Annotated in this window: 17 protein-coding genes and 1 pseudogene; 4 read left to right on the top strand and 14 right to left on the bottom strand. The window is 74.0% G+C overall.

Annotated elements, in window-relative coordinates; genetic code table 11:
* Window positions 1–7 precede the first annotated feature (7 nt).
* The 4 genes from ACN26Y_RS27280 to ACN26Y_RS27295 are packed head-to-tail and all read right to left on the bottom strand — an operon-like array spanning window position 8 to window position 9606.
* Window positions 8–568 carry a DUF6817 domain-containing protein gene (locus ACN26Y_RS27280; RefSeq protein WP_196255704.1) on the bottom strand — a complete coding sequence of 187 codons (561 nt, stop codon included), beginning with the start codon at window positions 566–568 and terminating at the stop codon, window positions 8–10.
* Entirely contained in the window at window positions 565–1536 is a 972-nt protein-coding gene (locus ACN26Y_RS27285; RefSeq protein ID WP_155333013.1) for a TauD/TfdA family dioxygenase, read from the bottom strand. Before ACN26Y_RS27285 ends, ACN26Y_RS27280 begins: the two co-directional genes overlap by 4 nt.
* A gap of 40 nt (window positions 1537–1576) precedes the next feature.
* Window positions 1577–9382: an amino acid adenylation domain-containing protein gene (locus ACN26Y_RS27290; protein ID WP_422733747.1), complete on the bottom strand. Its 7806-nt coding sequence runs from the start codon at window positions 9380–9382 to the stop codon at window positions 1577–1579.
* Window positions 9379–9606 carry an MbtH family protein gene (locus ACN26Y_RS27295; RefSeq protein WP_155333015.1) on the bottom strand — a complete coding sequence of 76 codons (228 nt, stop codon included), beginning with the start codon at window positions 9604–9606 and terminating at the stop codon, window positions 9379–9381. Before ACN26Y_RS27295 ends, ACN26Y_RS27290 begins: the two co-directional genes overlap by 4 nt.
* A gap of 1345 nt (window positions 9607–10951) precedes the next feature.
* On the opposite strand from ACN26Y_RS27295, the pseudogene ACN26Y_RS27300 reads away from it, so the two are divergent.
* A pseudogene (locus tag ACN26Y_RS27300) lies at window positions 10952–11941 on the top strand (Gfo/Idh/MocA family protein); the annotation flags it as partial.
* Here the strand turns inward: ACN26Y_RS27300 and ACN26Y_RS27305 are convergent.
* Window positions 11878–13200 (bottom strand): MFS transporter, encoded by a 1323-nt coding sequence (locus ACN26Y_RS27305; RefSeq protein ID WP_422734973.1) that lies wholly within the window; start codon window positions 13198–13200, stop codon window positions 11878–11880. The pseudogene ACN26Y_RS27300 and the gene ACN26Y_RS27305 overlap by 64 nt on opposite strands.
* A gap of 79 nt (window positions 13201–13279) precedes the next feature.
* Window positions 13280–13762, bottom strand: coding sequence for a hypothetical protein (locus tag ACN26Y_RS27310; protein WP_422733748.1), 483 nt, complete (start codon window positions 13760–13762; stop codon window positions 13280–13282).
* A gap of 193 nt (window positions 13763–13955) precedes the next feature.
* Here ACN26Y_RS27310 and ACN26Y_RS27315 point away from each other — a divergent pair, with 193 nt between their 5' ends.
* Window positions 13956–15818, top strand: coding sequence for an adenylyl cyclase (locus ACN26Y_RS27315; RefSeq protein WP_155333018.1), 1863 nt, complete (start codon window positions 13956–13958; stop codon window positions 15816–15818).
* A gap of 293 nt (window positions 15819–16111) precedes the next feature.
* Here the strand turns inward: ACN26Y_RS27315 and ACN26Y_RS27320 are convergent, their stop codons facing one another.
* Entirely contained in the window at window positions 16112–16738 is a 627-nt protein-coding gene (locus tag ACN26Y_RS27320) for a CG0192-related protein (protein ID WP_155333019.1), read from the bottom strand.
* 53 nt (window positions 16739–16791) lie between these two features.
* Between ACN26Y_RS27320 and ACN26Y_RS27325 the strand changes: the two genes are divergently transcribed.
* Window positions 16792–18228: a nitroreductase family protein gene (locus tag ACN26Y_RS27325; RefSeq protein WP_230688791.1), complete on the top strand. Its 1437-nt coding sequence runs from the start codon at window positions 16792–16794 to the stop codon at window positions 18226–18228.
* A 10-nt stretch (window positions 18229–18238) separates the two neighbouring features.
* On the opposite strand, the gene ACN26Y_RS27330 is transcribed toward ACN26Y_RS27325, so the two are convergent.
* Entirely contained in the window at window positions 18239–19360 is a 1122-nt protein-coding gene (locus ACN26Y_RS27330; RefSeq protein ID WP_422733749.1) for a DUF3103 family protein, read from the bottom strand.
* A 161-nt stretch (window positions 19361–19521) separates the two neighbouring features.
* Here ACN26Y_RS27330 and ACN26Y_RS27335 point away from each other — a divergent pair, with 161 nt between their 5' ends.
* Entirely contained in the window at window positions 19522–20409 is an 888-nt protein-coding gene (locus ACN26Y_RS27335) for a helix-turn-helix domain-containing GNAT family N-acetyltransferase (RefSeq protein WP_155333021.1), read from the top strand.
* Between the two features lie 18 nt (window positions 20410–20427).
* Here ACN26Y_RS27335 and ACN26Y_RS27340 read toward each other — a convergent pair whose 3' ends face one another.
* From ACN26Y_RS27340 to dgoD, 6 genes are all read right to left on the bottom strand, one after another.
* A complete protein-coding gene (locus tag ACN26Y_RS27340) occupies window positions 20428–20823 on the bottom strand; it encodes a hypothetical protein (RefSeq protein WP_155333022.1) in 396 nt (131 codons plus the stop codon).
* Between the two features lie 399 nt (window positions 20824–21222).
* A complete protein-coding gene (locus ACN26Y_RS27345; protein ID WP_155333023.1) occupies window positions 21223–21765 on the bottom strand; it encodes a gluconokinase in 543 nt (180 codons plus the stop codon).
* Window positions 21755–22984: a D-mannonate dehydratase ManD gene (gene manD / locus ACN26Y_RS27350; protein ID WP_155333024.1), complete on the bottom strand. Its 1230-nt coding sequence runs from the start codon at window positions 22982–22984 to the stop codon at window positions 21755–21757. Before manD ends, ACN26Y_RS27345 begins: the two co-directional genes overlap by 11 nt.
* A gap of 36 nt (window positions 22985–23020) precedes the next feature.
* Window positions 23021–23974: a sugar kinase gene (locus ACN26Y_RS27355; RefSeq protein WP_155333025.1), complete on the bottom strand. Its 954-nt coding sequence runs from the start codon at window positions 23972–23974 to the stop codon at window positions 23021–23023.
* A complete protein-coding gene (locus tag ACN26Y_RS27360; RefSeq protein WP_230688792.1) occupies window positions 23971–24606 on the bottom strand; it encodes a bifunctional 4-hydroxy-2-oxoglutarate aldolase/2-dehydro-3-deoxy-phosphogluconate aldolase in 636 nt (211 codons plus the stop codon). Before ACN26Y_RS27360 ends, ACN26Y_RS27355 begins: the two co-directional genes overlap by 4 nt.
* Window positions 24607–24611: 5 nt before the next feature.
* A complete protein-coding gene (gene dgoD / locus ACN26Y_RS27365; RefSeq protein ID WP_422733750.1) occupies window positions 24612–25760 on the bottom strand; it encodes a galactonate dehydratase in 1149 nt (382 codons plus the stop codon).
* Window positions 25761–25763: the final 3 nt, after the last annotated feature.

A 25763-nucleotide genomic window follows, 5' to 3' on the forward strand; every position in this document is an offset into this window, starting at 1 on the left:
ACTCGTTTCAGGCGACGGGTTGGACGACGGTGACCGGAGCGAAGCCGTAGGCCTGCTCCAGGGCGTGCCGCACCGGTTCGGGCAGGTAGGGGCGCATGGCGTCGAACTCGCGGGCCCGGTTGAAGCGGCTCGCCTCCGGGAACCGGGGGCGCTGCTCCAGCCAGTTGGCGACGGTCAGCGCGGCGAGGTCGGTGTACTGGCCGGGAGGCACGGCGACGCACCCGCCGGAGCGGTCCTCCAGCAGGAACGGCGGACCGTCGAACGCGGCGTCGAACAGCGCGGAGCGGGTGACCGTCCCGAACAGGTACGCGAGCGTCTCCGCCTCCGCGCCGATCAGCTCACGGACGGCCGGACGCAGCTCGTGCGGGATCGCGCCGGTCGGGAAGATCTCCGTGCCGTACACCGAGTGGAAGAGCCCGGCGTCGCACAGGGCCGGCCGCGATCCCCACCCGGCGAGCAGGTCGTGGACGCCGCGAAGGTGCGCCAGCAGGTTGGCCTCGGAGTGGGCCAGGTCGGCGACCCCGTGCGACTCCAGGAAGGCGATCTTCTCCGGGTACCCCGTGGTCACGACGCCTCCCGGCTGCCGTACGACCCGGTCATCGCGACGAGGGTCCGGCGCGGCCCGGTGAAGCTGGACCGGCCGTGGGCCATGGCCATGTTGTCCACCATCAGCAGGTCGCCCTCCTGCCAGGGGAAGGCGAGGGCCTCGGCGTCGAACGCGGCACGGATGGCGGCCAGGTCGGCGTCGGTGATCGGGCTGCCGTCCCCGAGGTACGCGTTGCGCGGCAGGTCCTCCTCGGCCATGAGCTCCAGCAGCGCCTCCCGGGTGGCCTCCGGCAGGTTCGAGACGTGGAACAGGTGGGCCTGGTTCATCCACACGGTCCGCCCGGTCACCGGGTGCACGGCCACCGCCTGGCAGGTCTCGATGGTCCGCAGGTCCCCGCCGTCGAGCCACTGCCAGGTGATGCCGCGCTCGCGGCAGAACTCCTCCACGCCCGCCCGGTCCATCCCGGGGAACGTCTCCTGCCAGGAGACGCCGAGCCCGGTCCGGTAGTTGCGGACGTAGCGCACGCCGTGCCGCTCGAACCGCTCCCGGACGTCCGCCGGGACCCGCCGCCACACGGCGTGGCTGTCGGCGAGCGGGGTCTCGCCGCCGGTCTGCGCCGCGACGTGCGAGTAGAAGAAGAGCCGCCGCGGCCAGACGCTCGTGTACGCCATCTCGTTGTGCAGCGGGATGACCTCGCTGGCCGGGTACTCGGTGGAGGTGTAGACGTCGCCGACCTTGCTGCGCGGCGTGGAGCGGTAGGTGTACTCCGCCATCTCCTCGCCGAAGACGCGGACGAAGGCCGAGAACACCGGGGCGTCCGGGGCGTCGAAGCCGCGCAGCAGGACCGCGCCGTACGCGTCCAGCCGCTCGTTGAGCAGGGCCAGGTGGTCCGTCGCCCAGGCGACGGGAGAGATCCCGGGCGAGGTGGCCTCGAAGCAGGCCACCCGGTCACGCTCGGGGAAGAGGCACGATTCCTTCACGTCGTCCATGTCGGGGTTCCGTTCTGCGCTCGTCGGGGTCGGGGTGGGGTCAGTCGCCGTCCGGCCGGACGAACGACCGGAGGGCGTCCTGCACGAGGGCCGCGAGGCGCGCGATGCTCTCGCGGTCGTTGAGGTTGCGGCTGTACTTGAAGTGGAGGCGCAGCTCGCCGTCGCCGAACCGGGCGAAGACCTGGAGCTGGTGCATCCGCTGCAGGCGCGGCGCCGGCCAGACGTCCTCGTCGGGCGGCCCGAGCAGCGGCGACTCCTCAGGCTCGTGGGTGAACTCGCCCCAGTTGTTCAGCAGGATGTGCGGCTTGCCGAGCGGGGCCAGCGCCTCCGCCACGCCCGGGTGCGCGTCGATGTGGCGCAGCAGGCCGTAGCCGAGCCCGCGCCGGGGCACCACGCTGATCTGCTCGCGGACCGACTCCAGCAGCACCCGAGGTCCGGGCTTCTCCGGCCGGCGCACCAGGCGGGGCGAGGTCATCGAGAACCGGCCGATGGCGCGGGACAGGTCCAGGTCGTCGCCGCCCATCTCGCGGCCGCGGGCGACCAGGTCCACCAGCAGGGACGACTGGCCGGACCAGTCGGTGAAGCCCTGGAGGGTGGCGGCGAGCAGGCCGTCGTTGAGGCTCAGCCCGTACTCCCGCGGCAGCAGCCGGCGCAGCGCCGCCGTCTCCTCGGCGTCCAGGCCGACCACGACGGTCTCCTCCGACGACATGCAGTCGTCGCCGCCCTCGTGGTCCAGCGGCCAGGCGGGGATCGGCTCCTTGGCGAGCGCCGTCCAGTACGCGATGTCCTCCGCCAGCTCGGACGAGCGGGCGAGCGTGTCGAGGTTGCGCGCCCACGCGGCGAACGACGCCGTCGGCGGCGGTAGCACCGGCTCCCGGCCGGCTTCGAGGGCCGTGTACGCGGTCCGCAGGTCCTCCATCAGCACGTCCCACGAACTGTTGTCCATGAGCTGGTGGTGGACGATCACGACGAGCGCGTCCGGCCGGTGGGGCCCGAACCGGACCAGCGCGACGTGCAGCAGCGGCCCGCGCGCCAGGTCGAGCCTGCGGTGCAGCGACCGGTCCAGCCGTTGGAAGGCGACCTCCTGGTCGGCCGGGTCGAGGGCGGACAGGTCGACGCTCGTGAACGGCGTCGGCTGGTACGGCTCGTTGACCCGGACGGCCAGCCGGCCGCCCTCGGTCGGGAAGCTGATCCGCAGCGAGTCGTGGTGCGCCACCACGCTGGCCACCGCCTGCTCGACGAGGGCCGGGTCCAGCGGCCGGGCCGCCTCGAACATGAAGATGTGCGTGTAGAGGTGCGGGTCGGTGAAGTTCCGCTCGTGGAACGCGAGGTGCGAGGGCACCAGCGCCACCGCGCCCGGGTCGTCGCGGCGGTCCCCGCCGGCGGCCGCCTCGGTGGCCACCGACGCCAGGCCCGCGATCGTCGGGTGCGCGATGAACTGCGCCGGCGTCACGACCACCCCCGCCTTGCGCGCCCGGTCCACCACCCGGATCACGTGCAGCGAATCCCCACCCAGGGCGAAGAAGTCGTCGTCCACACCCACCGACGGCAGCCGCAGCACCTCCCGCCAGATCCCGGCCAGCACCTCCTCGACCCGGCCCCGGGGACTTCCGTCCCCGGTGGCGGCACCGACCGTGACGGTCGCGCCGGCGACCAGCGCGGCCCGGTCGACCTTGCCGTTGGGCAGCCGCGGCAGCGCGTCGACCACCGTGACCGTCGGCACCATGTAGTCGGGCAGCTTCTCGCGCAGGGCGACGCGCAGGCCGTCCGCCGAGAGGCTTCCGCCGGCGAGCGGCGCCGCGTACGCGAGGAGCCGCCGGCCGTCCGCGCCGTCGTCGTCGCACAGCACCACGCACTCGCCGACGCCGTCCACGCCGGACAGCACCGACGCGACCTCGTCGGGCTCGACCCGGTGACCACGGATCTTGACCTGGTCGCCGATGCGGCCGAGGAACTCGACCGTGCCGCCGGGCAGGTATCGGCCCCGGTCGCCGGTGCGGTAGAGCCGGCTGCCGGGCGGCCCGAACGGATCGGCGACGAACCGCTCGGCGGTCAGGGCGGGGTCGCCCAGGTAGCCCCGGGCGAGACCGGAGCCGCCGACGACGATCTCGCCGGGCAGGCCGGTCGGGACCGGACGCAGCTCCTCGTCCACGACGTACACCCACGTGCCGGGGATCGGCCGGCCGAGCGGCACCACCGCACGGCGCCCCTCCCGGTCGGCGCCCACCTCGGCGGCGGCGACGATGCCGGTGGTCTCGGTCTGGCCGTACATGTTGACCAGCCGCGGCGCCTCCCCGGGCGCGCTGCGGCTCGCCTCCGGCAGGTCGTAGCGCAGCGGCTCGCTGGCGGTGAGCACGACCCGCGGTCGCCACCCGTCCCGGCGGGCCAGGGCCGGCTGGACCACCCGCAGGTACGACGGGACGAGGTCCAGCACCTGGACGCCGTGCGCGGCGGCGTAGCCGAGCAGGGCGTGCGGGTCGGCGAGCTGCTCCCGGTCGGCGACGACGACGTGACCGCCGAGGGCGAGCGGCACGGCGTACTGGCGCACCGACGAGGAGAACGCGAACGACGCGGTGTGCAGCACGACCGGCTCGGCCGGCAGGGCCAGCGCGGCGGGCAGCGCGTGCAGGTACGCGGCGAGCGCGCCGTGGGTGACGACGACGCCCTTCGGCAGGCCCTTCGTGCCGGAGGTGAACACGACGTACGCGGGGTGGTCGGGGCGCACCGCCGGTGCCGGACGGTCACCGGGCAGCGTGGGTGCGTCCTCGAGCGTCAGCAGCTCACCCGCGCCCTGCGGGGTGGCGCCGGCCAGCGCACGCGTGGTGAGGGTGAGCGCCGGCCGGGCGTCGGCGACGATCGCGGCCAGCCGCTCCGCCGGGTACGCCGGGTCGAGCGGCAGGTACGCCCCACCCGCCTCCAGCACGGCGAGGGCGGCGACCACCACGTCGACGCCCCGGTCCAGGTGCAGGGCGACCATGGTCTCCGGGCCGACGCCCCGGGCGGCCAGCACGCGGGCCAGGTCGCCGGCCCGCTCGTGCAGCTCCGCGTACGTCAGGGTGGTCCCGCCGCCGGTGACGGCCGGGGCGTCCGGCAGCCGGGCCGACTGCTCCGCGACGCGGCGGGTCAGCGTCCGCCCGGCCGCCCCGGCGGGCAGCGCCGGCCCGTGGGCGAGCGCGTCCAGGCGCTCCCGCTCGCCGGGCAGGAGGACGTCGACGTCGAAGACCGGCTGGTCCGGGGCCCGGACCAGGCGCTCCAGGAGCGCCTCCAGCCGGCTCATCATCGCCGCGACCGTGCTCGCGTCGAACAGGTCGGTGCTGTACTCGGCGTGCCCCTCGATGCCGTCGCCGGTCTCCCACAGGTCGACGAGCAGGTCGAAGCGGGCCGTGCACTGCTCGTTGTCGATCGACGTGAGGGTGAGGCCGGGGCCCGGGTCGGGCATCCCGCCGGGTGCGTTCTGGAGCGCGAAGCGCACCTGGAACAGCGGCGAGTGACTGAGGCTGCGGGTGGGCGCCACCGCGTCGACCACCATCTCGAAGGGGACGTCCTGGTGCGCGTACGCGCCGTGCGCCGCCTCGCGGACCCGCCGCAGCACCTCGGTGAAGGTGGGGTCGCCGGACAGGTCGACACGCAGCGCCAGGGTGTTGGCGAAGAAGCCGACCAGGTTCTCCAGCTCGGTGCTGGTGCGGTTGGCGATCGGCGTGCCCACGGTGACGTCCCGCTGGCCGCTGAGCCGGGCCATCAGCACGTCGAAGCCGGCGAGCAGCGCCATGAACAGGGAGACGCCCTCGCGGCGGGCCAGCTCGGCCACGCCGCGGGACAGGTCGGCGGACCAGCGGACGTCGTGGCGCGCGCCCCGGAAGGTCTGCACCGGCGGCCGGGGCCGGTCGGTCGGCAGGTCCAGCGTCGGCACGTCGGCCAGCTGCCGCTTCCACCAGTCGAGCTGCGCGTCGAGCTCCGCCCCGGTCAGCCAGGACCGCTGCCAGAGGGTGTAGTCCACGTAGGAGTACGGCAGCTCCGGCAGCGGCGACGGCTGCCCCTGCGCGTACGCCCGGTAGAGCGTCACCAGGTCGTCCAGCACGATGCCCAGCGACCAGCCGTCGGAGACGGTGTGGTGCAGCGTCATCAGCAGGACGTGCGAGTCGGGGCGCAGCCGCACCAGCGTGCCGCGCAGCAGCGGCCCCCGGGCCAGGTCGAACGCCGTCCGCGCCTCGGCGGTGAACAGCGCGTCGAGCCGCCGCTCCGGGTCCGGGTCGCCGGAGACGTCCACCTCGGCGTACGCCACCGCCTGGACGGGCAGGATCTCCTGCACCGGCTCCCCGTCGACGGACGGGAAGACGGTCCGCAGACCCTCGTGCCGGGCCCACAGGCCGGCGAAGGCGTCGCGGAGCGCGTCCGCCCGCAGGTCCCCGTCGAAGCGCAGCGCGATGGGCACGTTGTAGAAGGCGCTGTCCTCGGCGAGCCGGTTGAGGAAGTACAGCCGCCCCTGCGCGTACGACAGCGGCACCGGCCCGGTGCGCGGCATGGACGTCAGGCCCGGTCGGGGCGCCTTGCCGCCCAGCGCCCCGATCCGGACGGCCAGGTCGGCCAGCGACGTGGCCTCCAGGAACACCGGCAGCGGCAGCTCGATGTCGAGCGTCTTGCGCAGCCGGGCCATGGCCTGCACGGCGAGCAGGGAGTGGCCGCCGAGGTCGAGGAAGTTCGAGTCGCGGCCGATCGATTCGACCGGCAGACCCAGCACGTCCGCCCAGACCTGCGCGATGACCGTCTCCAGCGGGGTCGCCGGCGCCTCCCGGGTCGGCGTCGCCTCCTGCGGGGTCGGCGCGGGCAGGGCGCGCCGGTCCACCTTGCCGTTGGCGGCCAGCGGCAGCGCGTCCAGCGCGACCACCACGTCCGGCACCATGTACTCGGGCAGGTCGGCCCGCAGGGCGTCGCGCGGGTCGCCCGCCCCGGCCGGGCCCTCCGCGGTGACGTACGCGACGAGCCGGTCCTCCCCCGGGCGGTCGCCGCGGAGCAGCACGACGGCCTCCCGGACCTGCGGGAGCCGGGTCAGCGCGGCCTCGATCTCCTCCAGCTCGACCCGGTACCCCCGGATCTTCACCTGGGTGTCGACCCGGCCGAGGCAGTCCAGTTCGCCGTCGGGGCGCAGCCGCACGAGGTCGCCGGTGCGGTACATGCGCGCGCCCGGCGTCGCCGCGTACGGGTCGGGCAGGAAGCGCTCGGCGGTCAGGTCGGGGCGGCCGTGGTAGCCGCGGGCGACGCCGGCGCCGGCCACGTACAGCTCCCCGACGGTGCCGGGCGGCACCGGCGTCAGGTTCGCGTCGAGCACGTAGAGGCGGGTGTTGGCGATCGGCCGGCCGATCGGCACCACACCGGACAGGTCGGTGCGGTCGTCGACCTCGTGCACGCAGCAGCCGACCACGGTCTCGGTCGGGCCGTACTCGTTGACCACCCGCAGCCCGGGTGCCCGGCGGCGCCACGCGGCGACGGTGGCGCCGTGCAGCGACTCGCCGCCGACGACGAGGTAACCGTCCGCGTCGATCGTGGCCGGCGGGATCGCCCGGTCCAGCGCCTCCAGGTGCGCGGGCGTGAGCTTGACCAGACCGAGGTCGAGGTCGGCGCCGAGCAGCCCGGTCAGCGTCTCCAGTTCGGCGCCGTCGGCGACGAGCACCACCGGCCGGCCCGCCAGCAGCGGGCAGAACAGCGTCGTCACCGACAGGTCGAACCGCAGCGGCGACACCAGGGGTGCGCCCCCGCCGTCGGCGACCCGGTACGCGCGCAGGCTCCAGGCCAGGTAGTTGGCGAGCCCGCGGTGGGTGACCACGACGCCCTTGGGCCGCCCGGTGGAGCCCGAGGTGTAGATGATGTAGCAGGCGCTGTCCGGGTGCGGGCGCACCGCCGGCGGCAGGTCGCCGGTGCCCGCGTCGGCGTCGTCGTCGGCGGCGAGCAGCACCGCGGCGTCGGTCGGTGGCAGCACGCCGGCCCGGGCTCCGCTGGTGACCACCACCCGCACGTCCGCGTCGGCCAGCATGAAGCCCACCCGCTGCGCCGGTTCGGTCACGTCCAGCGGCACGTACGCACCGCCCGCCTTGAGCGTGGCGAGCACGGCGGTGACGAGGTCGGCGCCCCGGTCCAGGAAGAGGCCGACCCGGGTCTCCGGGCCGACGCCGTGCCGGCGCAGCCGGGCGGCGAGGGCGTCGGACCGCCGGTCCAACTCGGCGAAGGTCACCGTCCGCGCGCCGGCCACCAGCGCCGGCGCGTCCGGCGTACGGGCGGCCTGGCGGGTGAACAGCTCGTGCGCCCGGACGTCGCCGAGGAGCGGGTCGTCGGTGCGGTTCCACTCGACGACGGCGGCGTGCAACTCGTCGTCGGAGAGCAGGCGGGCGAGGGCGGCCGGCGCGTCCGGCGCGGCGGTTAGGCTGGTGAGCAGGGTGCCCAGGTGGGTGGCGGTGCGCGCCACGGTGGACTCGTCGAGGATGTCGGTGGCGTACTCGACGACGCCCTGCAACCGGCCGTCGGCGTCCGGCCACAGCTCCACGGTGAGGTCGTACTTGCTGATCGGCAGGTGGTGGTCGAGGGCGGTGACGTGTACGCCCGCCACGTCGGTCTCCAGTGCCGGGTCCGGCACGAGCGCGAACATGACCTGCGCGAGCGGTGTGTGGGCGAGGCTGCGCTCCGGGTCGACCGCCTCCACCACGCTGTCGAAGGGCGCCTCACCGTGCGCCATGCCCTCCTGCGCGAGGTCCCGGACCCGCCCGACGAGGTCACGGAAGGTGGGGGCGCCGGACGTGTCGACCCGCAGGACGACCGAGTTGGCGAAGAAGCCGACCATCGTCTCCAGCTCGACGCGGGGCCGGTTCGCCACCGGGGTGAGCACGGAGACCTCGTCCTGGGCCGCGTACCGCGACATCAGCGCCGCGAAGCCGGCGAGCAGCACCATGAACGGCGTGGCCCGCTCCTCCCGCGCGATCCGGTTCACGGCCGGCCAGACGCCGTCGGGAAGGGTGAACCGGTGCCGCGCGCCCCGGAAGGTCTGCACGGCCGGGCGCGGGCGGTCCAGCGGCAGGTCGATGACGGGGACGGCCCCGCCGAGGGTGCGCTTCCAGTAGTCGAGGCTCGCGGCGAGGTCGACGGCCCGCTCGGGCCGGGTCTCCCAGGCCGCGTAGTCCGCGTACTGGAGGGTGAGCGGCGCGAGGTCGGGTGCCCGGCCCTCGGCGCCGGCGCGGTAGAACTCCAGCAGCTCGTCCAGGAGGATGCTCACCGACCAGCCGTCGCACACGCTGTGGTGCAGGGTCAGCAGGAGCACGTGGTCCTCGGCGGCCCGGCGGAACAGGGCCGCGCGGGCGAGCGGGCCCTCGGCGAGCGAGAAGGGGCGGGTCGCCTCGGCGTGCAGGGCGGCGGCCAGGGCGGTGTCGTCGCCGGCGGGCAGCCCCCGGGGTGTGAGGTCGACCTCGACGTCGGGCCGGATCCGCTGCACCGGCGTGCCCTCGTGCGAGGCGAACACGGTGCGGAGCGCCTCGTGCCGGCCGAGCAGGGACCGCACCGCGTCGGTGAGCACGTCGAGCCGTACCGGCCCGGTGAGGCGGAGCGCGGTGGGCACGTTGAACATCACCGTGCCGGGGGCGAGCTGGTCCATGAACCACAGGCGCCGCTGCGCCGGGGAGACGGCCAGGTCGCCCTCGCGCGGAACGGGGACGATCCCGTCGGTGGGCCGCGCCCGCAGGCCACCGAGCCGCTTCTCGAACAGGGCCCGCTTCGCGGGCGACATCGACTCCAGCCGGGACCGGGGGGCCGGCACCGCCGCCGCGCCGGGGAGCGCCGGCCGGTCGGCGCCCACACCGGAGGTCATCGGCCGGTCTCCTGGCCGGCGCTCGCCAGGTACGCGACGAGGCTCGACGGCCGCATGTCGGTCCAGGTGGCCGTGACGTGGTCCAGACAGGACGCGCGGTCGGCGGGGCCGTGGGTGACCGTCCAGCCGGCGGGCACGGTCAGGGACTCCGGCCACAGCGAGTGCTGGCCCTCGTCGTTCACCACCACGAAGAAGCGGCCGTCGGGGTTGTCGAGAATGTTCACGTCTTCCTCACTCTTCGCCTCGTCCCAGCGCCGACCGAGGACCGCTGCAACGGCACGGCAGCCGGGCAGGCACCACCAAATCGGTGGACCTGCCGGAACCGGAAACCGCGACGCGCGTCCCCCAGGTCGGGCGTCGTGAACTGTCGTTCGCGGAAACTTTCCACACGCTTCATGGGGCCGGGCGCGGCTGCGGCACGTCGCCTTCCCCTCGTGGCCATCGTAGGATGCGCGCGCGGCGCGGGCAGTCGAGGATCGGCTATCCGACGCAGCGGGGCATCGCTTTACCAGCGCACACCGGTCGATGTCTAGGTCATTTACCGCACCAGGCGCAGGGCGCACTGCGACCCATGTCGTACCCCCCGAAAAACTGGCGACCTCGCCATCGCCGGTGAATGTGAACGCGAGCGAGGCACAGAAAATCACCCGACACGGAACGTGTCAAGGCCCGTCCGCGCCGTCACGACCGGCCGGCCCGCGCCCAGCGCCGCCGACGCACCGAGCGGCCCGGAACCCCGGGTTCTCCCAGCTCAGGGCTGTGATCGTCGGGCCACGTCACCTCGACGACCTCGGTAGCGGCGGCGTACCACACCCCACCTCGGCCAGGCCGGCATGAGCAGGTCAACCCCGTGATTGTCGCGGATCGGCCAGCACGTACGTCGATCAGGTAATTCGTATGGAACGAACGGCCGACAGCAGCGGAGGCCACCGGTCGCGAATTGGACCGGTCGCGCGGGTGAGACCCGTACAGAACCCGAACATTTGCGGAAGCAACATTAACGGCGTGTGTCACTCGCCGGACAGCGCGTCCGATTCGACATGACTTGACGGTCAATGACGGGATATCGCGATCAATCGCCCGCTGTGACAGTCATGCCAGAAAGGCGAATGGGAGGCGACGGCACCGGAAATCAATTCCCCACCACCCTGTCCGGCAATTATCTTGCAATTCTCCCGACCATCGCCTGCGACCACGGCGCCGGGATGTCGACCGGGACGCGTGGGCGCCCCGACCGGCCGAACGCGACCCGGCCCCCGCCCCCGACGCGGCGGTGACCGGCCGTCACGAGCCGACCGCGGAAACCGCATCTCCGATGGGGAAGGTGGGAATCGTGTCGAAGGCACATGATGATCGACCAATGGTGAACGGGGAGTCCGTGATGTCCCCGTCGAAGCGCTGACCGAATACCGGGAACGGCCACAGGCGATCTTCGTACGGTCCCGGAAACAGCACCCATGGTGGTACGGGCCCCCGCCGGTGGACCGGCGAACGCCGGAGCCCGCGGATGGCGACCCGGGCCGCCGCGTAGATTCGGTACGACCGGGGTGTACGGGGAACGGGGACGGCATGGCGGACAGGACACCCCTGCGGGTGGGGCTGCTGGGGTACGGGGCGGCCGGCCGGGTGTTCCACGCCCCGCTGATCGCCGCGACCCCCGGGTTGCGCCTGCACGCCGTGGTGACCCGCGATCCGCAGCGTCGTGAGCAGGTCCGCCACGACCACCCGGACGCGCGGCTCGTCGCCGATCCCGACCTGCTGTGGCGGCAGGCGGACGCGCTGGACCTGGTGGTGGTGGCGACGCCGAACCGCCTGCACGTCCCGATGGCCCGGCGGGCGGTGGCCGCCGGGCTGCCCGTGGTCGTCGACAAGCCGCTCGCCGCGACCGCGGCCGAGGGCCGCGACCTGCTGGCGGAGGCGCGGCGGCGGGGCGTACCGGTGACGGTGTTCCACAACCGCCGGTGGGACGGCGACTTCCTGACCGCCCGGCGACTGGTGACCGCGGGCGAACTCGGCGCGGTCACCCGGTTCGAGTCCCGCTTCGAACGCTGGCGCCCGGCGATCAAGCCGGGGTGGCGGGAGATCGGCACCGCCGACGAGGCGGGGGGCGTCCTCTACGACCTCGGCGCCCACCTGATCGACCAGGCGGTGCAGCTGTTCGGCCCGGTCGGCAGCGTGTACGCGGAGGTGGACCGCCGCCGGCCCGGCGCGGAGGTCGACGACGACGCGTTCGTGGCGCTCGCCCACACCGGGGGCGTCCGCTCGCACCTCTGGATGAGCGCGCTCGCCGCGCAGCTGGGACCGCGCCTGCGGATCCTCGGCGACCGTGCCGCGTACACCACGTGGGGCCTGGACGTGCAGGAGGCCGCGCTGCGCGACGGCGGCCGACCCGGCACGGCCGGGTGGGGCACGGTGCCGCCGGAGCGGTACGGACAGCTCGGCGTCGACGGCGAGCTGCGCCCGGTACCGACGGAACCCGGCCGCTACCAGAGCTTCTACGCCGAGGTGGCGGCGTCACTGCGCGGCGGCACGCCGATGCCGGTCGACCCGCGCGACGCGGTCGGGACCGTCGAGCTGATCGAGCTGGCGCACCGGTCCGCCGCGGAGGGCACGGTGCTGAGCGTCCCGTCCTGACCCGTCGGTGGCCCGGATCGGGCGGCGGGACGCCGGCGCGGTGACCGGCGGGCGACGACCGCGGCGGCGGCGAGGCACAGCGCGGCGGCGAGGACGAACGGCGGACGGGCGCCGGGCGCCACGGCGACCGAGCCGAGCGGGGTGGCCAGCGCGACCGGCCCGAACATCGCGGTGGTGGCCGTGCCGGCGACCCGGCCGAGCTGCGCCGCCGGAGCGTGGAGCTGGACGGCGGTGACGGCCGCGACGAGGGCCCAGGGCAGGGCGAGCCCGGCGAGGAGCGACGCCGCGACGGCTACCGGCCACCACGGCAGGCATCGGGCCAGGCAGACGACGGCGAAGAGGACCGTCCCGGCGGCGGCGACCGTGACCGGCCCGAGCCGGTTCACGAGGCGCCCGGCGACCAGTCCGGCGACGATCGATCCGGCACCCTGGGCGCTGAGCAGCACGCCGAGGAAGGTCGGCGGTAGCCCCATGTCGATGGTGACGACCTGGTAGAACGCCGCGGTGGTGAACCCCGACGTCCCGATGGCGACGGCGGCCAGGCCGACGCTGCGGCGGATCACCGGCTCCTGGCGGATCACGGCGAGCCCGGCCCGGAGGCCCCTGCGGCGGTCCGGCGGCGCGGCCGGCCGCGGGCGGGTCAGTCGTACGGCGGTGTAGAGGACGGCGGCGAGGACCGGCGGGGCGGCGCTGACCGCGGCGACGACGTGACCGCCCTGCCACGTGTAGAGCCCGGCGCCGACCAGCGGGGCGACCAGCTTGACGCCCTCCTGGGCGCTGGTCCGCCAGCCGTTGACGTCGCCGAGGTGCTCGGCGGAGAGCGCCTCGGGCAGGAGCGCCGACTCGCCGGCGTCGATCAGCACGTAGCTGATCCCGTACGCCAGGGAGACGGCGAAGATCAGCCAGGTGCCGCCCGCGTCTCGCACCGCGAGCAGGCTGAGCAGCGTCACCGCGAGCAGCAGGTGCACGGCGACCAGGGTGGGCCGCCGGGGCAGCCGGTCGACGACGCCGCCCAGCCACGGGCCGGCGAGCACCGGGGCGAACACGCAGACGCCGACCAGCGCGGCGAGACCGCCCGACCCGGTCAGGTCGAGGATCCAGATGCCGGCGACCAGCGACATGGTGGTGCTCCCGAAGCCGGACAGCAGGGAGATGGCCACGAAGAGCACGGCGTTGCGACGCATCGACACCCCCGACAGTTGAGCCGCGACAGCTCCGATCCTCGGAGCTTGAGTCTGGGTGCCGCAAGATCTGATGCCCCTGTCAATGATCTGTTGACGTTGCCGCTCCGATCGCCGCCGCCACCGCCCGCGCCCGGGCGGGCACCCGGTCCGGGCCGGCGGCGGCCACGTCGGCGACGACGTGCCGGGCCAGCGAGTGCAGCGGGCCCGGTGGCGCGTCCAGGGCCGCCGCGACGGTCCGCCGCACCAGCGCGGCGCGGGGAAAGCGCTCGTCCCACCGGCGGTCCGCCGCGATCCACCGGTCAAGTTCGGCCATGGCGGCGCGGAGGGCGGCCATCTGTGGACCGTAGGGCCGGTCGGCGGCGACCCGGTGGGCCCGAGCGGCCGCCGTGAGGCGCTGGCGCCGCTGCTCGGCTGCCTGGCGGCTGGCCAGCCCCAGCGCGGCGGCGATCTGCGCCCAGGTCGCGCCGGCCTGGCGGGCCCGGTCGATGAGGGTCAGCTCCTGCTCGTCCAGTCGGGTACGGGCCGCGGTCACCTCCGCGAGCTGATCCAGCTCGGATGTCATGTGTCAACAGTACGTTGACAGAATCGGCGCGGCCTGCCGAGTCCGTCCGGTCAGGACGTCGCCGGTGGCTCTTTCCACCCGGCCCGTTCACGCGGTAGAAACATTCCCATCCCTCGTCACCGCCGACGACCATCGCGCCCCACTCAGAGAGCGCTCTCCCACCGCCATCGACGCCTCCCGAGAGGACGACCGCATGACCATCCACGGCACACGACGGCGCGGGCGCCGGGCCCTGGTGCTCGGCCTCGTGCTGGCGACCGCCGTCACCACCACCGGCCCGGCCGCCACCGCCGGTCCTCCGCGACCGCCGGACTTCGGGCCCAACGTGACGATCTTCGGACCGGACACCCCGCTCGGCGAGATCCAGGCCACCATGGACGCCCGGCACGCCGCGCAGGTCGACGCCGAGATGGGCACCGCCCGGCACGCGTACCTGTTCCTGCCCGGCAGCTACGGCACCGCCGAGCAGCCGTTGCAGGTGAAGGTCGGCTACTACACCGAGGTCTCCGGCCTCGGCGCCTCCCCCACCGACGTCCGGGTCAACGGCAAGATCGAGGTCTACAACCGCTGCCTCGCCGACGGCGGAACCGGCAACTGCATCGCCCTGGTCAACTTCTGGCGCACGCTGTCCAACCTCTCCCTCGCGATCAACGCCGCCGGCCAGGACGGCTGCCGCTCCTCGGCGAACTTCTGGGCCGTCTCCCAGGCCGTGTCGATGCGCCGCCTCGACGTCAGCGGCGGCACGCTGTCGCTGATGGACTACTGCACCGCCGGCCCCCAGTACGCCAGCGGCGGTTTCATCGCCGACTCCCGGCTGCCCGCCGTCACCAACGGGTCACAGCAGCAGTGGCTCACCCGCAACAGCGAGATCGGCGGCTGGTCCAACGCGGTGTGGAACCAGGTCTTCGCCGGCGTCGTCGGCGCCCCGGACGACGCGGGCTTCCCCGCCCCGCCGTACACGACGCTCGACACCACGCCGCTCAGCCGGGAGAAGCCGTACCTGTTCGTCGACGACCGGGGCCGCTACCAGGTCCGCGTACCGGCCGCGCGCCGTGACACCCGCGGCATCTCCTGGGGTACGGGGCTGACCCCCGGCCGGACCATCCCGATCCGCGACTTCTTCATCGCCCGACCGGGCGACCCGGTGCACGTCATCAACCGGGAACTCGCCCGTGGCAAGCACCTGCTGCTCACCCCCGGCGGGTACGACATCGCCCGCAGCATCGAGGTCCGGCGGCCCGACACGGTCGTCCTCGGCCTGGGCCACGCCACGCTCACCGCCGTCAACGGCGCCGTCCCGCTCGACGTCGCCGGCGTCCCCGGCGTCGTGGTGGCCGGGGTCACGGTCGACGCCGGGCTTCGCGAGTCGCCGGTGCTGCTGCGGGTCGGCAGCCGGCACGGGCGCGACCACAGCACCCCGCACAACCCGATCACCCTGTCCGACGTGTACTTCCGGGTCGGCGGGCCGCACATCGGCCGGACACACACCGCGCTCGAGGTCAACAGCGATCACGTCCTCATCGACCACACCTGGGTGTGGCGTGGCGACCACGGCGTCGAGGGCTTCACCGAGGGCGTCAACGGCGACACCGACCGGTGGCGCACCAACACCGGCCGCTACGGGGCGATCGTCAACGGCGACCACGTGACGGCGACCGGCCTGTTCGTCGAGCACTTCCAGCGGCACAACACGGTGTGGAACGGCGAGCACGGGACGACCATCCTCTACCAGAACGAACTGCCGTACGACCCGCCGACACAGGCCGACTGGATGAACGGCGACGTCGAGGGGTGGGCCGGCTACAAGGTCGGTGACCGGGTACGGCACCACACGCTGTACGGCGGCGGGGTGTACGTGTTCAACCAGAACAACCCGTCGATCCACACCGAGAACGGCTTCGAGGTGCCGGAACGGCCCGGCGTGCGGCTGCACCACATCATGACCGTGAACCTCAGCGCGGGCACGATCGACCACGTGGTCAACGGTGTCGGCGAGGCGGCCGACACCACCCGCGTCGGCGCGCCGGTCTACCTCAGCGGGTACCCGCTCCCGTAGATCGTGCGGCGCGGGCCGGAGCAGAGGTCTCTGCTCCGGCCCGCGCCGACGTGCTCGTGGCGGCGCCCGGCGCACTTGTGGACACGCCCGGCGTGCTTGTCAGTGCGCCGCGCCCACAACTGCTGGCCGCCTGTGGAGCTGACTCGTTCACGACATCAGCCCGGAACCGGCCGGGCCCGCCGGTCGCGCCGGCTACGGCATCGCCCGACGCGTCCAGCCGCTGATTCATTCACGACATCAGCTCCAAAGGGCTCCAACCGCACCGTGACGACCCGGTCGACGGCCGCACGCCGTCAGCGCGGCCGGGTGTACGCGAGCGCGACGGAACCCGGTCCGCCCGGCCACGTGCCGTTCAGGGTGGCGCCCGCGCTCCCGGCGTCGACGCCGGGCCGGCGGACGACGGCCAGGTCGACGGTGTCGGTGACGATGACCGTCGGGTCGCCGCCCTCGACGCGGCGGACCGCGCCGACCGCCGGGACGTCGGCCCCCGGCCGTGCGGTGACGGTCATGAGCGGCGCGCGGACCTCGCGGACGCCGTCGACCTCGAAGTACTCCTCGGCCTGGCCGCTGTCGCCCCGCAGGACGCTCGCCAGCACGCCGGCGTGGACCGGGTCGCCGCACCCGTCGTACACCCAGCGCCGGCCGAGCACCGAGTGCTCGGTCGTGCCGACCAGCCACTCGTCGCCGCCGTCGAGCGGGGCCGCGCGGTAGGTCAGCGGCACCTGGAGGACCGGCCCGGAGCCGGCCCGCACGAGCAGGGTCTCGACGCCCACCTCGCCGGCCGGGTCGTCGAAGCGGTACGCGGCGACGCGGGTGACCTCCGCGCCCGCCTCCCCGGCGAACCAGGGCCGGCCGGGCAGCCACGCCGCGAGCAGGTCGAGCTTGCCGGGTCTCAGGTCCGCACGGTGCAGCAACGCCATGATCGGCATCGTAGCGGCCCGCGCCGCGGTCGGCGTGCTGGCAGGATGGCCGCGTGGATCTCGACTCGGGCGCCGGCCTGCTGCACCGGCTCACCTCGTACGTGCCGACCCGCGACTGGGACGTGCCCGCCGACGACCCACGGGTCCGCCAGGACCTCGTCCCGAACGACCCGGCGACGCTGCCGCCGCCGATGAAGGCGTACGCCGGGGACCTGCCCGTCGTGGACCTGCCGCGGGACCTGCCGGACCCCGGCGTGGCGGCGACGGCCGTCCTCGCGGGTGCCGCGGCCCCCGCGCTGCCCCTCGACGCGGCGCAGCTCGGCCGGGTGCTGTTCCTCGGCGCCGGGGTGGTACGCACCGCCGAGCGCAACGGGCGCCCGGTCCTCTTCCGCGCCTCCGGTTCGGCCGGTGCCCGCTTCCCTCTTGAGGTGTACGCGAGCACCCGCGGCGTCGCCGGGGTGCTCGACGGCGTGCACTGGTACGACGGCCGCCGGCACGCCCTCGTCCAGGTCGCGCCCGCCGCCACCGGGACGGCCACCACGCTCGTCGTGACCGGCGTGCCGTGGCGGACCGGCTGGCGGTACGCCGAGCGCGGCTGGCGGCACCTCTACTGGGACGCCGGCACCCTGTTGTCCCAGCTCTCGGCGGCCGCGGCGAGCGCCGGTCTCGGGCCGCGCCTGCGTTCGCTCTTTCCCGACGCGCAGGTACGCGAGCTGGTCGGCGCGGACGGTGTCCACGAGTACCCGCTCGCGCTGCTCTCCCTCGGCGAGGCTGATCCGGCCGTCGGCCCCACCGCGCCCGCGACGCCGGGTGACCTGCCCCCCGTCGAGCTGCCGCTCTGCACGGCCGCGCAGCGGGCCGGCGAGCGGGACGTGCTCGGCGACGCCTGGCCGACCGGGGACGCCCTGCCCGACGCCCCGGCGTCGGCCACCCTGGACGAGGTCGTCCGGCGGCGCGGCTCGCAGCGCCGGATGGACCGGTCGGGGACGCTGCCCCGCCCCGCCCTGGAGTGGTCGATGCGCGCCGCCCTGCGCGGCGTGGCCGTGCCGCACTGGGTCGCCGTGCACGGCGTCGACGGGGTGGCGTCCGGCCTCTACCGGTGGCCGGACCTGTCGACGCCGCTGCGCACCGGCGACCTTCGCGACGAGGTCCTCCGGGTCTGCCTCGACCAGGCGCTCGCGGCCGACGCCGCGTACGTCGTCGTCGCCGCCACCCGGACGTCCGGTCTGGACGACCGCTCCTACCGCGACGCGCAGCTCGCCGCCGGGCTCGTCGAGGGCCGGCTCCACCTCGCCGCGTACGCCCAGGGCGCCGGCGCCTCCGGCATGACCTTCAACGACTCGGAGGTGCCGGGCCTGCTCGGCGAACCCGACGACCTGGCCGCCCTGCTCTTCACGTGCGTGGGCGTGCCCGAGTACGTGTCCCGCCCGGGCGGCGCACCGGGCGCACCGGTGACGGTCCGCCCGGTCATGCCCCGCCTGGGCGCCTGACGCCGATCCCCTACAACGGCTGCACCCAGTACGGCGCGACGTCCATCCAGCCGTTGGCGGCCGCACCGTGCAGCCGGCCGGAGCTGCCGGTGCTGAGGGTGTACCAGGAGTCGACGTAGTCGGGGTCGTCGGTCCACCAGCTCGCCGGCATCGCGTCGATGATCGCGTTGACCAGCGGCGTGTAGACGCCCTGGTCGACGATGGTCAGCAGGGCGGTGATCAGTGCCTTGGCCAGGTCGCGGTAGTTGGTGTCGCCGTCGTCCTCCCACATCACCACGTCGGCCAGGTTGTACTTGTAGCCGTTGAAGTGGACCAGCAGCTGGTTCGGGTGGTAGACCGTGCCGTCGTTGTCGAGGTAGGGCATCTCCACGATGCTGGCCGTGGCCTTGCCGTCGAGCCCGAAGCCGGTGACGACCGTGAAGATCTCGGCGCCGCCCTTGATCCACGGTTCCTTGTCGTCACCGAGCCGGACCGCGTTGACCTTGGTGGCCCAGTACCCGGCCTGCGTTCTCGCCGCGGGCCGGGCAGCCGTCAGGTTCCGGGCCACCAACTCCTGCCGCACCTGCGCCAGGCCCCGCTCCATCGCCCTCGCCACGTCGACCTCGACGACCAGCACGGGACGGGCGGGCAGCCGGACCGGATCCAGGACGACCTGTCCCCCGGCGGGGTCGTGGCCGGTCACCGTGGTCGTCGCGTCGTCGGTCGGCGCCGCCGCCACCAGCGGTACCTCGGCCCGGGTCAACGCCGCCGCCATGTTCTCGTGCCCGAGCCGGAGTCGCAGCACGGAGCCGCTCGTCGCCGGCAGGCCCTTCGCCGCCAGCACCGCCTGGTTGGCCGACCGGGCGGCACGCTCGGTCCGCGCGTCGAGGCGTACCGCCAGCAGGTCCACCGGGCCGGCGGTGACGGCCGGGACGAGCCGCCCGCGGGTGGCGGGGTCGGCGAGTGCGCCGGCCACCACGCTGGCGAGCCGGTCGGTGGCGGCGAGGACAGGACCGACGGTGGACGGCGCCGACGGGGCGCCCCGCCGTACGTCGTCGGGACCGGCCTGGGCCGGTGCCGCGGTGGCGGCGATCAGGGTGGTCGCCGCCAGACAGACCGACGACGCGGCGAGCCGGAAGGAGCGTGGCTTCATACGGACCCCTCTTCGGTGCGGCGCCGGCTCGTGACCGGCGCGGCCGGGTTTGCCAGATGATCGCCGTTTACATAGGAGTACGTCAATGCTGTTGGCGCGCCGACACGGCGCGGGTCCGACCGGCTGGCGGACGACGGGGATGCCTGACTAAAGTCAGGCTTATGGAATCGGAGCTCGTTGCCGCGGTGCGGCGGTTCAACCGGACGGTCACCCAGCGGGTGGGCGCGCTCGACGACGAGTACATGGCCCGCGGCCGGCCCCTCGCGCAGGCGCGGCTGCTGTGGGAGATCGGCCCCGGCGGCGCCGAGGTCGCGGCGCTGCGGGCCCGGCTCGGCCTGGACTCGGGACACCTCAGCCGGCTCCTGCGCACCCTGGAGGGCGACGGGCTCGTCACGGTCGGCCCGGCCGACGGCGACGGACGGGTGCGGATGGCCGACCTCACCGACGCCGGCCGGGCGGAGTGGACCGAGCTGGACAAGCGCTCCGACGACCTGGCCTGGTCCATCCTCCGACCGCTCAGTGAGCGCCGGCGCGGTCGGCTCGTCGCCGCGATGGCCGAGGTGGAACGACTGCTCGTCGGGTCGATGGTGGTCGTCGAGCCGTGCCCGCCCGGCGACCCGCGCGCCCGTGCCTGCGTGCGGGCGTACGCCCGGGACGTGGCGGGCCGGTTCGACGAGGGCTTCGACCCGGCGCTGAGCAGTCCCGTACGCGACGAGGAACTCGTTCCGCCCGCCGGCCTGTTCCTGCTCGCCACCCTCAACGCCGAACCCGTCGGCTGCGGCGCCGTCAAGCTCCACCCCGACGCACCCGCCGAGATCAAGCGGGTCTGGGTGGCCGACAGCGTACGCGGCCTCGGGATCGGGCGGCGGCTGCTCGACGAGCTGGAGCGCTACGCCGCCGACCGGGGCTGGACGGCGGTACGGCTGGACACCAACCGGAACCTGACCGAGGCGATCGCGATGTACCGCGCCGCCGGGTACCGGGAGATCGAGCCGTACAACGACGAGCGCTACGCCCACCACTGGTTCGAGAAGCGCCTGTCGCCGTGACGGCCCGTACCGCCCCGGTCAGCTGACCCGGTTCAGGCCACGACGGCCGCTGCGGACGCGCTGGTTGTCGGCGCGGTGGTCCTCCACCGCCAGCATCCGGCCGGCCGCCTCCAGGCCGGTCAGCGCGGCACCGTAGGCGGTGACCTCCCGCTGGAAGTGCTCCACCTTGGAGTACCAGAACTTCAGCTCGGGGTTCATCGACTTGGCGTTGATGTAGTTGACGATGTCGGCCTCGGGTGTGATGCCCTGCCGCGCGTAGCAGCGGTCGAACCGGGCCTTGGTCCGCTCGTACTTCTCGGACATGGCGGTCAGTCCCGCCTCGGCCTCCAGCAGCCGGTCTCGCAGGTACCGGATGTACGTGCTGGGGACCGGTGACGCGGCGGGCGCCGGGCGGGGCGCGGGAATCGGCGACACGGCGATCACCCGGCCCGACACGCGGCGGCCGACGCGCGGGCGGCCGCCCATCGACGACCGGGTCCACTGTGGAACATCACGACCGGCCTCCTTCCTCCGGTTGATCAGGCCCCGAGGGCGGCGCGCGGGTCGCACCACCGGTGCCGGTCGGGGCGACGGTGCCCCCTCACTCGGGGTCCAGTGACGTCCTTCTACCCACTGGCGCGCCTGCCATACCCTCCTTCCCTCACCACGACCACGTTGCGTGCGGTACCGCACACGGTAGGCAGGCGACGACGGGAGCACCAGACGGTCGGCCGGGTGACATGTGACGGGAGGCCGACAGCGGAGAGGGTCAGCCGTCGTCCGTCCGTCCGTCACGCACCGGACAGGATGGTGTGCGCGGGGCCGGCGACCCGCTCAGCGTGGTGACGGGTCCACGGCGGGCAGGCCGAGGCGGTCGGCCGCGGTGGCGGCGAGGATCTCCGCGGGCAACCGGAGGTCGAGCACCACGCCGTGCTCGTCCGGCCCCAGGGGCTCCAGGATCGCCGCCTGGGAATCGAGCAGGCTCGCGGGCATGTACGGGTGCGTCCGCGCCGCCATCCGCTCGCGGATCACCTCGGTCGGGCCGTCCAGGTGCACGAACTCCACGTTCGGCGGTCCCTGCCGGAGGACGTCCCGGTAGGAGCGCTTGAGCGCGGAGCACGCCAGCACCGTCGAGACGCCCTCCCGGTGGCGGGCGGTCATCCAGCCGGCGAGGTCGCGGAGCCAGGGCCAGCGGGCGACGTCGTCCAACGGTACGCCGGACCGCATCCTCGCCACGTTGGCCTCGGAGTGGAACTCGTCGGCCTCCGCGAAGGCCAGTCCCGTCAGCTCGCTGACGAGCCGGGCCACCGTCGTCTTGCCGCACCCGGACACGCCCATCACGACGACGTGCCGGGTCGGCCGCCGGTCACCAGTCATGGACGGTGCCGTCCTTCAAGCGGTTGAACGGCAGGTACGCCGGCTGGTACGGGAACCGCGCGGCGGCCTCCTCGTCGAGTTCGACGCCGATGCCGGGCAGTTCGCCCGGGTGCAGGTACCCGTCGGTGAAGGTGAACGACTGCCGGAACACCTCGTTGGTGAGCGGCCCGTGCTGCATGTACTCCTGGATGCCGAAGTTGTGGATGGCCAGGTCCAGGTGCAGCGCGGCGGCCATGCCGACCGGTGAGATGTCGGTCGGCCCGTGGATGCCGGACTTGATCTGGTACTGGGCCGCGAAGTCGAGCAGCTTGCGCATCGCGGTGATGCCGCCGGTGTGGGTGACGGCCGAGCGGACGTAGTCGATCAGCTGTTCCCGGATGAGGGTCTGGTAGTCCCACACGGTGTTGAAGACCTCGCCGATGGCCAGCGGGGTGGTGGTGTGCTGGCGGACCAGCCGCAGCGCCTCCTGGTTCTCCGCCGGCGTGCAGTCCTCCAGCCAGAACAGGTCGTACGGCTCCAGGGCCTTGCCGAGCTTGGCGGCCTGGATGGGGGTCATCCGGTGGTGACCGTCGTGCAGCAGCGGCAGCTCCGGGCCGAACTCGTTGCGGACCGCCTCGAACACCCCGGGCAGGTGCCGCAGGTACGCGCGGGTGTCCCAGTCCTCCTCGGCCGGCAGCGGGATGCGCTGGGCCGGTTCGTAGTCGTACCGCTTGCCGTCGACGCTGGGCTGCGCGGCGACCCCGTAGACGGCGTTGATGCCGGGCACGGAGGTCTGCACGCGGATCGACCGGAAGCCGAGGTCGAGGTGCCGGCGGATCGAGTCGAACAGTTCCGGCAGGTCACGGCCGGAGGCGTGCCCGTACGCCATGATGCCGGTGCGGGACGCGCCGCCGAGCAGCTGGTACAGGGGCATGCCGGCCGCCTTGGCCTTGATGTCCCAGAGGGCGACGTCGACGGCGGCGATGGCGGCCATGGTGACCGGTCCGCGCCGCCAGTACGCCGAGCGGTACAGGAACTGCCAGGTGTCCTCGATGCGGTGCGGGTCCCGGCCGATCAGCAGCGGCACGACGTGGTCGCGCAGGTACGACGCGACGGAGAGTTCCCGTCCGTTGAGGGTGCCGTCACCCAGGCCGGTGACGCCTTCGTCCGTGGTGATCTTGAGGGTGACGAAGTTGCGGTCCGGGCTGGTGACGATGACGTCGGCTGCGATGATCTTCACGGCGGGGTGCCTTTCTTCACGTGAGTTCGGCGGCGGCTAACGGAGGACACTTCCGGTCTCGTGGCCGTCGAGAAGGGACAGTTCGGCGCGGCGGGGCAGCCCTTCGCAGTCGCCCCGGCTGGAGACCGCGAAGGCGCCGAGGGTGGCCGCGCGGCGCAGGCGACCGGCCAGGTCGAGCCCGTCGAACCAGCCGGACAGGTAGCCGGCGGTGAACGCGTCCCCGGCGCCGACGGCGTCGACGGCGGTCACGGTCAGCGCGCCGACGTGCTCGACCCCGTCCGGGGTGTGCGCCCGGGCGCCGTCCGCGCCCAGTTTCACCAGGACCGTCCGCACGCCCCGCCGGAACAGGTCCGCCACCACGGTGGACTCGTCGGCCGCCGGGTCGCCGACGAGGTCCAGCTCGTCGGCGGAGGCGATGACGACGGATGCGTACCCCGCCAACGGGGTGAGCACCTCGCGGGCATCGTCCCGGGACCAGAGCCGGGCGCGGAAGTTGACGTCCAGGCACACCGGGACACCCGCCTCGGCGGCGGTCTGGGCGGCCCACCGGGTGGCCTCCCGGGCGGTGTCGGACAGCGCGGGGGTGATCCCGGTCAGGTGCAGCATCCGCGCGCCGGCGGCCAGCGACGCCCGCAGGTCGTCGGCGTGCAGCGCGGACCCGGCCGATCCGGACCGGTGGTACTGCACCCGGGTCAGGTCGGCGGTGCGCTGCTCCAGGAACATCAGGCCGGTCGGCCGGTCGGGGTCCCGGGTCACGCCGTCGACACCGATGCCCTCGGCGCGGAGCTGCCGCAGCGTGTACTCGCCGAACTCGTCGGTGCTCACCCGGCCGGCCCAGGCGGCCCGGTGCCCCAGCCGGGCCACTCCGACCGCCACGTTGGACTCGGCACCGGCCAGGTGCATGGTCAGCGATCCCCCGGCGGCAAGCGGACCGGCCGAGCGCAACGACACCATGGTCTCGCCGAAGGTGAGCAGGTCCGGTGCGGTCATGAGCGCGACGACCCGACCGCGGCGAGGTAGGTGCGGGCCCGGGCCCGCAGGGCGGCGAGGTCGCCGCCGGAGGCGGCGTCGCCGACCAGCGGCCCACCGACGCCGACCGCGATCGCACCGGCCCTGAGGTAGCCCGGCACGTCGTCCAGACCGACGCCGCCGACCGCGACGAAGGGGATGTCCGGGAACGGGTCCCGCACCGCCTTCAGGTACGCCGGCCCGCCGACCGACACCGGGAACAGCTTGATGGCCGACGCCCCCATCCGCATCGCGGTGTACGCCTCGGTCGGGGTGAAGGCCCCGGCGGCGACCGGGATGCCCCGGCGCGCCGCCTCGGGGATCGACTCGACCACGGCCGGCGTCACCACGAACTGCGCGCCGGCGGCGGCCACGTCCGCCACGTCGGCGGTGGTGAGCACCGTGCCGGCGCCGACCAGGGACCCGGCGGGCGCCACCGCGCGCAGCGCCGCCACGGCCCGCGGGGCGTCCGGCGTGGTGAGGGCCACCTCGACGATGCGCACGCCCTCTTCGAGCAGGGCGGTGCCGGCGGCGATCGCGCCGGCGGTGTCGGTGCCGCGGATGACCGCCAGGATGCGGGCGTCGGCGAGTTCGGCGGTGAGGTTGACGGTCATGTTGATCACCATTCCGCGTAGGAGCCGTCGCGGTGCCGCCAGGTGGGGCTGCGCCAGGCGTGGCCGCGCTTGTCCGCCGTCCGCACCGCGTGTTCGTCGATCTCGATGCCGAGGCCGGGTGCGGTGAGCCGCTCGACGTACCCGTCGACGAAGGTCAGCGGGGTCTTGTCGAGGCAGTAGTCGAGCACCTCGGCGCCGAGGTTGTAGTGGATGCCGATGCTCTGTTCCTGGATCAGGTAGTTCGGCGTGGCGAAGCCGACCTGGAGGCAGGCCGCGAGGGCGATCGGCCCGAGCGGGCAGTGCGGGGCGAGCTGCACGTCGTACGTCTCGGCCAGCGCGGCGATCTTGCGGACCTCGGTGATGCCGCCGGCGTGCGAGAGGTCCGGCTGGGCGACCGCGATACCGGCCTGGAGGACGGGCAGGAACTCCTGCCGGTTGTAGAGCCGCTCCCCCGTCGACACCGGGGTGGTGGTGGAGCGCACGAACTCGCCGATCAGGTGCGAGTTCTCCGGCACCACCGGCTCCTCCAGGAAGAAGGGCCGGAACTTCTCCAGCAGCGGGGCGACCCGGCGGGCGGTGGCGAGGGTGAACCGCCCGTGGAAGTCGACCGCGACGTCCCGCTCGTCGCCGAGCACCTCGCGGGCGGCGGCCACCCGCTCGACCACGCCGTCGAGTTCGCGGACCGAGGCGACCGGGCTCATCCGACCGGAGGCGTTCATCTTCACCGCGGTCAGGCCTGACTCGACGGCGGCGCTGATCTGGTCGCGTACCTCGGCCGGCTCGTCACCGCCGACCCAGCCGTACACCCGGATCCGGTCCCGGACCGGTCCGCCGAGCAACTGGTGCACCGGCGCGCCGAAGTGCTTGCCGGCGATGTCCCACAGCGCCTGGTCGAGCCCGGCGACGGCGCTGGCCAGGATCGGCCCGCCCCGGTAGAACGAGCCCTTCGTCATCACCTGCCAGTGGTCCTCGATGCGCAGCGCGTCCCGGCCGATCAGCAGTTCGCTGAGCTGCTCGACGGCGGTACGGACCGTCTCCGAGCGACCCTCGCAGGTCGCCTCGCCCCAGCCGACGGTCCCGTCGGTGGTCTCCACCCGGACGAACAGCCAGCGTGGTGCGACGAGGAAGGTCTCCACCCGCGCGATCGTGGTCATGAC

Origin of the sequence: Micromonospora sp. WMMD558 (genome assembly GCF_049315255.1) — a bacterium.
In the GTDB taxonomy this organism is placed as follows: Bacteria; Actinomycetota; Actinomycetes; order Mycobacteriales; family Micromonosporaceae; genus Micromonospora.

Coding starts and splice junctions, on each gene's coding strand:
- ACN26Y_RS27320 (WP_155333019.1), bottom strand. CDS start 16,738: ATGGCGTTGCTGCACCGTGCGGACCTGAGACCCGGCAAGCTCGACCTG.
- ACN26Y_RS27285 (WP_155333013.1), bottom strand. CDS start 1,536: ATGGACGACGTGAAGGAATCGTGCCTCTTCCCCGAGCGTGACCGGGTG.
- ACN26Y_RS27360 (WP_230688792.1), bottom strand. CDS start 24,606: ATGACCGTCAACCTCACCGCCGAACTCGCCGACGCCCGCATCCTGGCG.
- ACN26Y_RS27355 (WP_155333025.1), bottom strand. CDS start 23,974: ATGACCGCACCGGACCTGCTCACCTTCGGCGAGACCATGGTGTCGTTG.
- ACN26Y_RS27305 (WP_422734973.1), bottom strand. CDS start 13,200: ATGCGTCGCAACGCCGTGCTCTTCGTGGCCATCTCCCTGCTGTCCGGC.
- ACN26Y_RS27335 (WP_155333021.1), top strand. CDS start 19,522: ATGGAATCGGAGCTCGTTGCCGCGGTGCGGCGGTTCAACCGGACGGTC.
- ACN26Y_RS27330 (WP_422733749.1), bottom strand. CDS start 19,360: ATGAAGCCACGCTCCTTCCGGCTCGCCGCGTCGTCGGTCTGTCTGGCG.
- ACN26Y_RS27345 (WP_155333023.1), bottom strand. CDS start 21,765: ATGACTGGTGACCGGCGGCCGACCCGGCACGTCGTCGTGATGGGCGTG.
- ACN26Y_RS27315 (WP_155333018.1), top strand. CDS start 13,956: ATGACCATCCACGGCACACGACGGCGCGGGCGCCGGGCCCTGGTGCTC.
- dgoD (WP_422733750.1), bottom strand. CDS start 25,760: ATGACCACGATCGCGCGGGTGGAGACCTTCCTCGTCGCACCACGCTGG.
- ACN26Y_RS27310 (WP_422733748.1), bottom strand. CDS start 13,762: ATGACATCCGAGCTGGATCAGCTCGCGGAGGTGACCGCGGCCCGTACC.
- ACN26Y_RS27290 (WP_422733747.1), bottom strand. CDS start 9,382: ATGACCTCCGGTGTGGGCGCCGACCGGCCGGCGCTCCCCGGCGCGGCG.